This window comes from Amycolatopsis sp. NPDC043887 (assembly GCF_056435665.1).
In genome coordinates this window covers 1-11,734 of record NZ_JBWKEB010000036.1, presented here as the reverse complement: position 1 = coordinate 11,734, position 11,734 = coordinate 1, and the positions used below count along the sequence as shown (strand labels likewise).

Below are 11,734 nucleotides of genomic sequence, written 5' to 3'. Positions count from 1 at the left end.
ACGAGAGCGGCGACCCTGAAGGTCCGTGAAGGCCTCCTTCACTACCTTCAGGGTAGGCAAGGAGGCCTTCACGGACACATGATCAGCCCCAGCCAGATCCAGTAGGCACCCAAGACGCTCTTGGCCCTGACCCGAATCGCCACTCACGACAGCCCCTGCGCCGGCGTTGTGCTCTGGACACCGGTCACATGACCTCGCCCATGACTTCCGGCACCTGCTCCCGTGCCCCGTCTCGGCCGAACATTGCTCCCATCGCATCGACCGAGGGAGCCGGAAATGAACCACACGACTGAACAGAAGACCCGCAAGCAGGCCGTCCTGCACTTCATCCGCCACGCCGTGGAGATGCTGGTCGCGATGGTGGCCGGGATGATCGTCCTGGAGCCGGTCTGGTCGTTCCTGTGGCCGGGCCTTGCCGGGAACGTGACCGTGAACGCGCTGGTGATGGCGACGAACATGTCGATCGGGATGGCGCTGTGGATGCGGATCCGGCGCCACGGCTGGGCTTCGATCGCCGAGATGTCGGCCGCGATGTACCTGCCCTACGTGCTGTTCCTGCCGTTCTTCTGGACCGGCCTGGTCTCGGGTCCGACCCTGATGACGGCAGGGCACGTGCTGATGGTGCCCGCGATGCTCGCCGCCATGATCCGCCGCCGCGCCGAGTACGGGCTCTGACCATGCGACCCTTCGTCCGGATCACGCTGACCGTGCTGGCGTTCACCGTCGCCGCGCTGGCTCTGCCCGTCACACTCGGCGCGGTCACCCTCGGCGCCAGCTTCGAAAACCGCTACACACAGAGAACCGACGGGGTCGCGCCGCGCCCGGCCCACCGGCCGCACGATCCGGCGAAGCCCACCGCGGTGGTCGTCGTGGGGAACGAGGGTGCCGTCGTCTCCGACGCGCTCGCGCCCTACGAGGTCCTGGCGGCGACCGATGCGTTCAACGTCTACACCGTCGCGCCGGAGGTCCGGCCGGTCCCCCTGACCGGCGGCCTCGACCTGATCCCCGACCTGGGTTTCGCCGAACTCGACAGGCTGCTTTCGTCCGCCGCGCCGGACGTCGTGGTGGTGCCCGCGCTGCCGGATCTCGGTGAGCCGACCACGCGGCCGGTGACCGACTGGCTGAAGCGTCAGTCGGCGCGGGGCTCGCTGCTCATGAGTGTCTGCAACGGTTCGGGTGTGCTCGCCACGGCCGGGCTCCTCGACGGGAGGAAGGCCACCGCGCACTGGATCCGCATCGGTGGCTTCGACGACGAATTCCCCGCCGTGGACTGGGTTCGCGGCACGCGCTACGTCGACGACGGGAACATCGTGACCACGGCCGGCATCCTCTCCGGCATCGACGGGGCGCTCCACCTCACCGAGCGCTTCGCCGGCACCGAAGCCGCGCGGAAGGCCGCGGATGCGGTCGGCTGGACCCACTACTCCCCCGGCCCCAGCCCGCCGATGACGCAGAACGGCTTCGATGCGGCGGACACCGTGGTCGGGTTCAACACGGCGTTCCGCTGGGACAAGCCGATGCTGGGTGTCCTGCTGACGAACGGGATCCGGGAACTGGAACTCGCCGCGGTGTTCGACACCTACGGGCAGTCGCTGGCGGTCGGGACGACGGCGGTCGGCCTCGACGGCACGCCGATCCGGTCCCGGCACGGACTGACCTTCGCGCCGCGTGGCACGCCGGCGACCGCCGACCACGACCGGTTGATCGTGCCCGGCGCCGACGCGGCCGCGAGTCGCGCCGCCGATCGGTACCCCGGGTTCTCGCCGGTGTATCTGCACGCGGCGCCGGGGTTCCCGTTCGACGCCGTACTCGAAGACCTCGTGCGCACCACGGACACCGCGACCACGCGGTGGACGGCCAGAACGCTGGAGTACCGGACCGAGCACCTCACGCTCGACGGCGAAGCGTGGCCGTGGACGGTCACGCTCCGGCCGTTCGGGCTGGCCGTCATCGGCCTGCTCGCGGCCTTCGGGATCCGAGCCCTCTATCGCCGGATCCGGACCACCCGGCGGCAGCCGGGCCCGGAGTGACCCTGTTCTTTTCGGACCGAGGCCTTCGGCCCTGTGTCAGTCACCGACCCGCGGGCCGGGGCCGGTCTCCCGGACGACGCGGTAGCGCGGATTCGCGCTCACCAGCGACTCGACCTCGCCCGGCAGGCCGTCGAGCGCCGCTTGGATGGCCGCGAGCCGTCCGGCGGTGTCCGACGTCTCCTCGAAATGCCGGTAGTCCGCCTCGCTCGCCCAGCTGACGACGTTGACGACCCTCGTCCCGTCCACACTCGCGTGGAAGCGGGCCGAGAGGTACCCAGGGTAGAACCGGACCCAGCGCTCCTGGATCTCCGCGAAGGCCTCCACCAACGCCGCCTGGGTCTCCGGCCCGTCGACCGCGTACTCGATGATCGAGTAGAAGCCCTTGTCCTCACTCATGTTCACTCCTCGAAACAGGTGGTGGACCCGAGCCTTCACCCTCGACCTCGGTGGAGATCAAGAGTGACCTGCCCGACATGTTCCTCCGGCCGGGTCTGGCGGGCGGAGGTCCGCTCGACGAGGATCGTCCGATGCGCGACAGCAAGACGTTCGGCCTGATCGCCCGAGGCGGGCTCGTCTGCTACGCCATCGTGCACCTGCTCGTCGCGTGGCTCGCGGCACAGGTCGCGCTCAGCGACAAGGCGAAGGCGGACAAGGCGGGCGCACTGCAGATGGTGGTCGCCGAGGGCGGCGCGTGGCTGCTGTGGCTGATCGCGGCCGGTCTCGCCGTCCTGGCGTTGTGGCAGCTCAGCGAGGCGATCACCGGGCACCGGCACGTCAAGGCACGGCGGCGGACCGTACGCAGGATCGTCAGCGGGATCGAGGTCGTGCTGTACGGCCTCGTGTCCTACAGCGCGGTGAAGATCGCCGTCGCGGGCGCCGACGACGGGCAGGGCTCACTCGTCGCCGGGATCCTCGCGGAGTCGTACGGACCGGTTCTGGTCACCGCCGCCGGGATCGCCGTGGTCGCGGTGGCCGTGTTCCTCGCCCAGCGTGGCATCCGGAAGACCTTCACCCGGGAACTCGACTTCAGCGGTGCCTCCGAGCCCGCCAGGACCACGACGATCCGGCTCGGGCAGATCGGCTGGATCGCGCTCTCCGCCGCGTACGGCACCATCGGCGTGCTGACGGTCGTCGCGGCGGTCACGTTCGACCCGGCCAAGGCGGGCGGCCTCGACGCCGCGCTGAAGACGCTCTCCGCCCAGCCGTACGGCGGTCCGATGCTCCTCGTGCTCGCGGCGGGGATCGCCGCGTTCGGCGCCTTCGCGCTACTGGACGCGCGTTTCCGGAAGATCTGACCTGCCCGGCGAACCGACCTGTGGCACCGTGAACGACGTCTGGAGGTCGTGATGACAGGTGTGGTCGGGCTGATCCGCGAGCGAGGCGAGGACGATCGTCAGGCGCGGATCGTCGAGGTGCTGGTGGAGGCCTTCGAGGACCTCATGCGCGCGGACGCCGACGCGTTCCGCCGCAAGTTCCGGAAGATGGCCGCCGCCCCCTTCGCGTTCTACCGGGGTTCGGCGTGCCTGTTCTACGCGGACATGGCGCACGAGGACGATCCGTGGGCGAACGCCGAAACCAGCCGTGTGTGGATCCAGGGCGACCTGCACGCCGAGAACTTCGGCAGCTACATGGATTCGTCCGGGACGCTGGTGTTCGACGTCAACGACTTCGACGAGGCCTACCTCGGCTGCTTCACCTGGGACCTCAAACGACTGGCCGCCAGTGTCGCGCTGCTGGCGTGGAGCAAGGCGATCTCGGACGACGACATCGAAACGCTGATCGGCACCTATCTGCGCGCCTACGTCGAACAGGTCCGCGAGTACGCCGAGCGGCCCGGCGACGAACTCGTCCGGCTCCAGCTGGACAGCACCGAGGGCGTCCTCCACCACGTCCTGCTGAGGGCCCGGCTCAAGACACGGATCGACCTGCTCGACGAGCTGACCACTGTGGAGGATTACGACCGCAGGTTCCGGCACGGGCCTGGTGTCCGGGTCCTCGAGAAGGCCGAACACGAGATCGCGGCCAGGGCCTTCGAGTCCTATTTGGACACCATTCCGGAGAACAAGCGGTTCGGCAGCATCACCTACCGGGTCAAGGACATCGTCGGCCGGACCGGATTCGGCATCGGCTCAGCCGGGCTGCCCGCGTACAACATCCTCGTCGAAGGCCGGACACAGGCACTGGAGAACGACGTCGTCCTGTCGATGAAACAGGGCAACGTCGCGGCGCCGAGCCGTATCGTGTCCGAACAGAGCATCCGCGGCTACTTCACCAACGAGGGGCATCGTACCGCCGTCTCCCAGCGCGCCTTGCAGGCGCACGCGGATCCCTGGCTGGGCTACACGGAGATCGACGGGACCGGGTTCGTCGTCTCGGAGCTGTCGCCTTACGTCGACGACCTGGACTGGTCGGATCTGACCGAACCGTCGGAGATGGGGCCGGTCCTCGACTACCTCGGCCGGGCCACCGCGAAGATGCACTGTGTGTCCGATTCGGACTCCGAGCAGACCCTCGTCGATTTCCAGAGCGAAGCGGCCATCGCCGGGGTCATCGGTGACCGTGAAGACGAATTCGTCCGCTCGCTGACCGAGTTCGCGATGGCCTACGCCGAGCAGTCAAGGGAAGACCACCGGTTGTTCGTCGACGCCTTCCGCGGCGGGAAGATCCCCGCCGTCCGGCCGGCCGCGGAGGGCTGACCGGACGACGGGGAACGCCTACTCGCGGAGACCGATCGCCTCGATCGGCTTCGACCGCAGCGCCACGCGGGTGGCCAGGCCGAGCGACAGGACGCCGAGCAGGATCGCCCCGGCGACGACCCCGCCGAAGACGGTGATCGTGCCGGACGGCAGTGGGGTGCCGCGCAGACCGAGGTTCAGCAGTACCAGCGGAACCCCCGCCACCACGGTCCCCAGCAGCGCCGCGACGCCGGCCGTCGTCAGCGCTTCGAAGCGCATCATCCGCACCACCTGGCGTTTCGTCGTGCCGATCAGGCGCAGGAGCGCGAACTCCCGGGAGCGCTGAGCCGTGCTCATCACCAGCGTGTTCGCCACGGAGATCACGACGTAGCCGAGGATCACCCCGACCGCGACCAGGTTCACGTAGAACTGGGCCTGCTGCTGCCCTCCCGCGGGCGCCGCCACCGCCGAACCCGGCGTCACGACCAGTCCCGGGTAGCGGCTCGCGAGAGCCTGCAGCGCGGCGGTCACGGTGGCGGCGTCCGCGGCGGGCTGCTGCCGCACCAGCACCGAGTCGTCCATCCGATCGCCGGTGTGCGCCCTGGCGAGGTCCGCGGGCAGCACGTAACGGCCGAAAGCCTGGTCACGGCTGTAGGTGGCGACCAGCCGCAGCTTGGCCGGAGCGCCGTCACCGAAGTAGAACTCGACCTCGTCGCCGATTTTCTTCTCGTACCAGCCTGCTTCCGATTCGCTCATCGCGACGGTGTTCCCGGTCAAGTCGGTGATCTTGCCCGACACCACGCCCAGCTCCAGGTTCCCGCGGATCTGCGCGCCGTCCAGTCCTTGCGCCGCGTACCGCTCGACGCGCAGGCTGTCCTGTTCCTGCACCGTGTTGATCACCTCGGTGCGGACGACCGGGGTCGCGGCGGCCACCCCGGGGATCCGCCGCGCCGCCTCGGCGACCTCCGGCGAGAGCCCGCCCGTGCTCCCGGCGAGCACGTGGTCGGCGGTGGTCGACTCGACGGTCTCCTCCTGTCGCGCGGCGGCCGCGGAGGTCTGGCTGTAGAACATCGTCAGCGCGAACGAGACGGCCAGCATCACCGGCGTCACCGCGGCGGCGAGGCGGCGCGAGTTGGCCTGGCTGTTCGCCGCGGCCAGATAGCCGCTGATCCGCGAGGTCCGGTTGAGCACCGGGGCGATCAGCCGCGTCATGACGGCGACGACCTTCGGGCTGACCACGGCCAGCCCGATCACGATGACCAGCGACGAACCACCCGAAGCCGCGAGCCCCGCGTCACCACGGACGAAGATCGGGGCCATCGATCCGCCGAAACCGGCCACCACCAGCGCGCAGCCGATGATGACGCGCACCCGGCCGAGTTCACGCCGCTCCACCGCGGCCTCGCCGAGCGCCTCCACCGGGCGGATCGACGACGGGCGCCGCGAGGCCGACCAGGCGGCCAGGCGTGCCGTGCCGAGACCGAGCGCCAGCGCGGCGACGAGGGGGATCGGGCTGAGCGCCAGTTCGAAGTCGGGCGGGATCACGCCGATGGCCCCGAAGGCGTTCCTCAGCCCGAAACCCACCGCCACCCCGAGGCCACTGCCCAGTACCCCGGCGACCACCGCGACGATCATCGTCTCGGCACCGATGAGCTTGCGGATCTGCTGAGGAGTCGCCGCGATCGCCCGCAGCAATGCGAACTCCCGGCGACGCTGGTTGATGACCAGCGCCAGCGTGCTGGCCACGACGAACACCGCGATGAGGAGGGCGAAGCCACCGAACGAGCCGGCCAGCGCCATCAGCAGCATCCGGGTCTGGCTGACGTCGAGGAACTCGACCGTGCTGCGCTCGACCCCGGTCGTCACCGTCACCTTGTCGGTGCCGACCGCGCCGCGGATCCGGTCGGCTAGGTCCCCCGGCGCGACACCCGGGTCCGCCAGCACACCGATCGCGTGCGCCTGGCCGGGTGTCCCGGCGAGTTCGGCGGCTTTCTCCGGTGAGAAGAACACCGCGGATTGCCGGGTGAGTCCGTCACCCGACTTCGGGGCGGCGATACCGGAAACCCTGAACTCCACCGGCGCCGAACGGACGGCGATCTTCACCCGCTGACCGACCGCCGCTCCGCTCCGCGACGCCAGGTCCGCGTCCAGGACGACCTCGTCGGCGCCCACGGGCGCCTGGCCGTCACGCAGCGAGAACGGCGCCAGCGCCGCGGCGTCCCAGTTGTGGCCCAACGACTGGCCGCCTTCGGGCCCGTTCAGCACCCGGCCGTCGGCCGTCACCACGGTGGCCGGGAAGCTCTGCTCCGCCACCACGCCGCGAACCCCCGGCACCGCGGCGATCGTCCCGGCGAGGCTCACCGGCACCGAAGCCTGCTCGGCGACCTGCTGGGTCTCGAGCGGGCCGGCACCCGGCGGGTCGACCGTCTGCTGACCGCCGACGACGACCGCCGCGTCCGCGTACCGCTGCGTCGGGACACCCGCGCGCAGACCGGATTCCATCAGGATGCCGCAACCGGCGACCAGCGCCGTCCCGCAGAGGATCGCGACGAACGCGCCGACGAAACCGCTCAAGCGGGTCTTCGTCGTCTGCCAAGCCAAATCCCACATGACGTCACCACTCCCCGAGGTGGGTCATGCGCTCGGCGACCCGTTCCGGAGTCGGCTCCGGGAGATGGCCCGCCAGCTTGCCGTCGGCGAGGAACAGCACGCCGTGCGCGGCCGAAGCCGCGACCGGATCGTGGGTGACCATCAGCACGGTCTGCCCCATACCGTCCACAATGGAGCGGAGCAGATCGAGGACCTGGCGCGCGGTGCGCGTGTCCAGCGCCCCGGTCGGTTCGTCGGCGAGGACGACCTCGGGCCGGGTGATCAGCGCGCGGGCGATCGCGACCCGCTGCTGCTGGCCGCCGGAGAGTTCCGACGGGCGGTGTTCGAGCCGCTTCGCGATCCCGACTCCCTCGACGATCTCACGCAGCCACTGCGGATCCGGCTTCTTCCCGGCCAGCCGCGTCGGCAGCGTGATGTTCTGCAGGACGTTCAACGACGGCAACAGGTTGTAGGCCTGGAAGATGAACCCGATCCGGGTCCGCCGCAGTTCGGTGAGCGCTTTCTCGCGCAGCCTGTTCAGTTCCGTGTCCCCCAGCAGCACCCGGCCGGAACTCGGCTTGTCCAGCCCTGCCGCGCAGTGCAGGAAGGTGCTCTTGCCCGATCCCGACGGCCCCATCACCGCGGTGAACGTGCCCTTGCGCACCTCGACGGTCACCCCGTTCAAGGCCGTGACCGCGCCGTCGCCGGATCCGTAGACCTTGCTCACGGATTCCAGCGTCAAGGCGCGAGTGCCCCCTGAATTCATTGTTTCCCCTTAACCGGTGGTGATCTCTCCCCTGAAACCTACGGCCGGCGAGGGGCCGGATCGATCCCACGTGAGGGAAGACTCGTGGTAGTGCTGGCACCACCACGCGGCGGCCTGCGAGCGGTGTGACCGTTCGCCTTCTCCAGCGCGTGCGCGATCCCGAGCGCGCGCAGGTCGGCGTGACGTGCGGTGACCACCTGAACCCCGACCGGCAGTCCTTCGCCGGTGAATCCCGCCGGAACGGCGGTCGCCGGGCATTCCGTGGCGGAGATCAGGTAGGCCGCCCGCATCCAGTGCAGGTAGTCGTCCACTTCGGTCCCGCCCACCGTCTTCGGGTACTCCAGTTCGGCATCGAAGGGAAGTGCCTGGCTGGCGGGAAGAACGACGGCGTCCACATCGGAGAAATAGGCGCGGACGCGGTGGAAGAGTTCGGTGCGCAGCCGGATGGCCCTGGCGACGTCCACGCCGGTGAGCGTGCGTCCTTTCGCGACATTCCAGTGGATGGCCTGCTTGACCTTGTCCGGTTCGGCGTCGACGAGGTCACCGACCCCCTGCGCGTAGTTCAGGGCGCGGAAGGTCTGGAAGACCTCCTCGGCTCCGGTCAGGTCGGGACAGCCGGAGACGACTTCGGCACCGAGGCCGCGCAGCACGTCCACCTGGTCTTCCACGATCGCCGCGACCTCGGCGTCGACCGGCACCCGGCCGCCCAGATCCGGTGAGACCGCGATCCGCAGGCCGTCCAGCCGGGCCGGCAATCCGGCGGCGAACACGGTGCCGGAGTCAGGCAACGACAGCGGCGCGCGCTCGTCCGGGCCCGCCTGCACGGACAGCAGCAGGGCCGCGTCGGCGACCGTACGCCCCATCGGACCTTGGACGCCGAAGGTGAACCAGGCGTCTTTCGCCGGCCACGCCGGGACTCGGCCCGGACTCGGGCGGTGGCCGACGACATTGCAGAACGAGGCCGGATTCCGCAGCGATCCACCCATGTCGCTGCCGTCGGCCAGCGACGTCAGCCCCGCCGCGAGCGCGGCCGCGGCACCTCCGCTCGAACCGCCCGCGGAGCGGTCCGGCGCGTAGGGGTTGCGGGTCAGGCCGAACACCGGGTTGAAGGTGTGCGAACCCGCACCGAACTCGGGAACGTTCGTCTTCCCGAAGACGATCGCCCCGGCCGCCCGCATCCGGGAGACGACGAGTTCGTCCGCGTCGGGAACGTTGTCCTCGAACGCGGGCGAGCCGAAGGTGGTGCGCATCCCGGCGGTCGCGTGGAGATCCTTCACCGCGAGCGGAAGCCCGTGCAGGGGCCCGAACGAGCGCCCGGCCGCCTGCGCTTCGTCGGCCGCCGCGGCGGCGGCCCGCGCCTTGTCCTCGTCGATGCTGACGACGGCGTTCAGTACCGGATTCAGCTCAGCAACGCGGTCGAGTGTGGCGTCGAGCAGTTCCCTCGCCGACAACTCGCCGGAGGCGAGCATCCTGGCCTGGGTGGTGGCGGGCAGATCGTTGATCGCGCTCACGCGCGGACCTCCTCGATATCGGTGACTCGGTAGGGAAAACCTTCAGTCCGGCAGCGGGTTCCTCCACTAGGCGGGGCACCTGGAGCTTCCTACGTTGGGACGAACGTTGCCGGGGAGGGGCGCAACGTCGACCGTCCCGTCACCGTTCAAGGAAGAGCGCATGACAGCATCCACCGCTCCATCCAAGACCACCTCGGCCCAGACCCGCAGGCTCGCGATCGGCGCGGGCGCCGGAACATCGCTGGAGTTCTTCGACTTCTCGATCTACACGGTCGCCTCCGCGCTGGTCTTCCCCAAGGTGTTCTTCTCCGGCGACACCGATCCCTGGTTCGCCTCGTTCATGAGCCTGGCGACCTACACGATCGGCTACGTCGTCGCGCCGCTCGGCGCGATCGTGATGGGCTGGGTGGGCGACCGCTACGGCCGCCGCCGCGCCATGCTCATCACCTTCTACCTCATGGGCGCGGCCACCGTCCTGATGGGACTGCTGCCCGGCTACGCCACGATCGGTGTGGCCGCGCCGTTGCTGCTCGTCCTGTTGCGACTGGTGCACGGCTTCTCGCGCGGCGGCGAACTGGGCGGGGCGTCGGTACTCGCCGTGGAGCACGCGCCGCCGTCGCGGCGGGCGGCGTTCGGCGCGTTCGTCGCACTCGGGTCGCCGCTGGGTGCGCTGCTGGCGAACCTCGCGTTCGTGCTGATCTTCTCCTTGCCGCAAGGGGTCATCACCAGCTGGGGCTGGCGGATCCCGTTCATCGCGGGCGCGGTCGTCCTGGCCATCGGTGTCTGGGCGCGGCGTGCCCTCGAGGAATCGCCCGTGTTCCACGAGCTCGCGGCCAGTAAACTGGACAAGAAGATCGTCAAACTGCCGATCTGGAACGTCATCCGGGACAACTGGGGCAAGCTGCTGCTCGCGGCAGGCGCGAACACCGGTCTCAACGGTGTCATGTTCGTCCTGGCCGGATTCATGCTCTCCTATGCCGCCGGTCCGGCGCCGAAGGGCCTCGGCCTGGACATCCAGGACGTGCTGTGGTGCACGTTGCCCGGCCTCGCGCTCCACGCGGTCACGGTCGTGATCGGCGCACGGCTCTCCGACAAACTGGGCCGCAAACCCGTGATGCTCGCGTCGGCCGTCGCGGTCCTGGCCTACATGTTCCTGCTGTTCCCGATCGCGGAGATCGGCACGCTGACCGCATGGGCGCTCGCCATCGCCGTCGGTTTCGCCCTCACCGGGTTCCTGTTCGGCCCGCTGATCACCTACCTGACCGAGCTGTTCACACCCGAGCAACGGCAGTCCGGCGCCGGGTTGGCCTACCAGCTCGGCGCGGTGCTCGGCGGTGGCCTCGCGCCATCGATGGCGAACCGGCTCGTCGAATGGACCGGCTCCTCGACGTCGGTCGGCCATTACCTCGCGGGCGGGATGGCGCTGACCGTCGTCTGCCTGCTGGCCCTTCCCGAAACCGCGCCAGTGAGGACCCACCGATGAAGGACGAACTCGCCGAACTGCGTCACCGCGTCGAAGTGCTGGAGGCCGAGGCCGAGATCCGCCGCATCCAGGCCCGCTACATGTTCCTCTGCGACACCCCGTGCCCGGAGTTCGGCGTCACCGGCGACGACCACCGCATCGAGCTGATCCTCGAGCTGTACGCCGAGGACGCCGTCTGGGAGGGCGTCGGCGAGCACTACGACGGGCAGTTCGGCCGCGCGGTGGGCAAGGACCCGATCCGGGCGCATTTCGAACGGTTCTGGGGCGAGAAGCGGGATCCGGCGCTGGTCCTCAACGCCCACTACCTGACGTCGGAGCAGATTCACGTCGACGGCGACCGGGCCGAGGGGCAATGGATCCATGTCCAGCCGTGGCTGTACGCCGACGGCACCGGCCTGCTGCGATCCAGCAGGCTCAACAACGCGTTCCGGCGCCAAGACGGCCACTGGCTCATCACCCGCACGCGGACCGAGAACGTCTTCATCGCCCCGCTGCCCGGCGATTTCGCGTCGGACTTCCCGGCGGCGTCGGTCCTGATGGCGCCGGGCACCGGACAGTGAGAGGGACCTCGTGAGTGGTAAGGACGTTAGAGCCAACGGTGTCTTGCGTACCTACCGGAGGTGGCTGCCGGTCGATCGCGGGTCCGTGAAGGCCTCCTTCCCTACGCTCAAGGTAGGGAA

At 69.5% G+C, this 11,734-nt stretch carries 10 protein-coding genes; 6 read left to right on the top strand and 4 right to left on the bottom strand.

Features of this window, described 5'->3' with window-relative positions:
• Positions 1-276: 276 nt before the first annotated feature.
• Together AC069H_RS42505 and AC069H_RS42500 are read left to right on the top strand one after the other, a co-directional pair.
• Positions 277-675: a hypothetical protein gene (locus tag AC069H_RS42505; RefSeq protein ID WP_478226158.1), complete on the top strand. Its 399-nt coding sequence runs from the start codon at positions 277-279 to the stop codon at positions 673-675.
• 2 nt (positions 676-677) lie between these two features.
• On the top strand, positions 678-2,030 hold the full coding sequence (locus AC069H_RS42500) for a DJ-1/PfpI family protein (RefSeq protein ID WP_478236140.1): 1,353 nt from the start codon (positions 678-680) through the stop codon (positions 2,028-2,030).
• A gap of 36 nt (positions 2,031-2,066) precedes the next feature.
• On the opposite strand, the gene AC069H_RS42495 is transcribed toward AC069H_RS42500, so the two are convergent.
• Positions 2,067-2,426 (bottom strand): antibiotic biosynthesis monooxygenase family protein, encoded by a 360-nt coding sequence (locus AC069H_RS42495; protein WP_478236139.1) that lies wholly within the window; start codon positions 2,424-2,426, stop codon positions 2,067-2,069.
• Between the two features lie 50 nt (positions 2,427-2,476).
• Between AC069H_RS42495 and AC069H_RS42490 the strand changes: the two genes are divergently transcribed.
• Both AC069H_RS42490 and AC069H_RS42485 read left to right on the top strand, forming a co-directional pair.
• A complete protein-coding gene (locus AC069H_RS42490) occupies positions 2,477-3,325 on the top strand; it encodes a DUF1206 domain-containing protein (RefSeq protein WP_478236138.1) in 849 nt (282 codons plus the stop codon).
• A 51-nt stretch (positions 3,326-3,376) separates the two neighbouring features.
• Positions 3,377-4,726 carry a DUF2252 domain-containing protein gene (locus tag AC069H_RS42485; RefSeq protein ID WP_478236137.1) on the top strand — a complete coding sequence of 450 codons (1,350 nt, stop codon included), beginning with the start codon at positions 3,377-3,379 and terminating at the stop codon, positions 4,724-4,726.
• A gap of 18 nt (positions 4,727-4,744) precedes the next feature.
• Here AC069H_RS42485 and AC069H_RS42480 read toward each other — a convergent pair whose 3' ends face one another.
• Genes AC069H_RS42480 through AC069H_RS42470 form a run of 3 tightly spaced genes read right to left on the bottom strand, consistent with a single transcriptional unit; the run spans position 4,745 to position 9,571 of the window.
• Positions 4,745-7,315 (bottom strand): FtsX-like permease family protein, encoded by a 2,571-nt coding sequence (locus AC069H_RS42480; protein WP_478236136.1) that lies wholly within the window; start codon positions 7,313-7,315, stop codon positions 4,745-4,747.
• Positions 7,316-7,319: 4 nt separating this feature from the next.
• Positions 7,320-8,060, bottom strand: a complete 741-nt coding sequence (locus AC069H_RS42475) for an ABC transporter ATP-binding protein (RefSeq protein WP_478226151.1) — start codon at positions 8,058-8,060, stop codon at positions 7,320-7,322.
• A gap of 38 nt (positions 8,061-8,098) precedes the next feature.
• Positions 8,099-9,571 (bottom strand): amidase, encoded by a 1,473-nt coding sequence (locus tag AC069H_RS42470; protein ID WP_478236135.1) that lies wholly within the window; start codon positions 9,569-9,571, stop codon positions 8,099-8,101.
• A 160-nt stretch (positions 9,572-9,731) separates the two neighbouring features.
• On the opposite strand from AC069H_RS42470, the gene AC069H_RS42465 reads away from it, so the two are divergent.
• Both AC069H_RS42465 and AC069H_RS42460 read left to right on the top strand, forming a co-directional pair.
• Positions 9,732-11,054, top strand: a complete 1,323-nt coding sequence (locus tag AC069H_RS42465; protein WP_478236134.1) for an MFS transporter — start codon at positions 9,732-9,734, stop codon at positions 11,052-11,054.
• Complete coding sequence (locus tag AC069H_RS42460) at positions 11,051-11,614, top strand: nuclear transport factor 2 family protein (protein WP_478236133.1); 564 nt, start codon at positions 11,051-11,053, stop codon at positions 11,612-11,614. The genes AC069H_RS42465 and AC069H_RS42460 overlap by 4 nt, the downstream gene beginning before the upstream one ends.
• Positions 11,615-11,734: the final 120 nt, after the last annotated feature.

What these genes read in the sequence shown, in the direction of transcription:
- AC069H_RS42505 (WP_478226158.1), top strand. Translation starts at nt 277, where the DNA reads ATGAACCACACGACTGAACAGAAGACCCGCAAGCAGGCCGTCCTGCAC.
- AC069H_RS42500 (WP_478236140.1), top strand. Translation starts at nt 678, where the DNA reads ATGCGACCCTTCGTCCGGATCACGCTGACCGTGCTGGCGTTCACCGTC.
- AC069H_RS42495 (WP_478236139.1), bottom strand. Translation starts at nt 2,426, where the DNA reads ATGAGTGAGGACAAGGGCTTCTACTCGATCATCGAGTACGCGGTCGAC.
- AC069H_RS42485 (WP_478236137.1), top strand. Translation starts at nt 3,377, where the DNA reads ATGACAGGTGTGGTCGGGCTGATCCGCGAGCGAGGCGAGGACGATCGT.
- AC069H_RS42480 (WP_478236136.1), bottom strand. Translation starts at nt 7,315, where the DNA reads ATGTGGGATTTGGCTTGGCAGACGACGAAGACCCGCTTGAGCGGTTTC.
- AC069H_RS42475 (WP_478226151.1), bottom strand. Translation starts at nt 8,060, where the DNA reads ATGAATTCAGGGGGCACTCGCGCCTTGACGCTGGAATCCGTGAGCAAG.
- AC069H_RS42465 (WP_478236134.1), top strand. Translation starts at nt 9,732, where the DNA reads ATGACAGCATCCACCGCTCCATCCAAGACCACCTCGGCCCAGACCCGC.
- AC069H_RS42460 (WP_478236133.1), top strand. Translation starts at nt 11,051, where the DNA reads ATGAAGGACGAACTCGCCGAACTGCGTCACCGCGTCGAAGTGCTGGAG.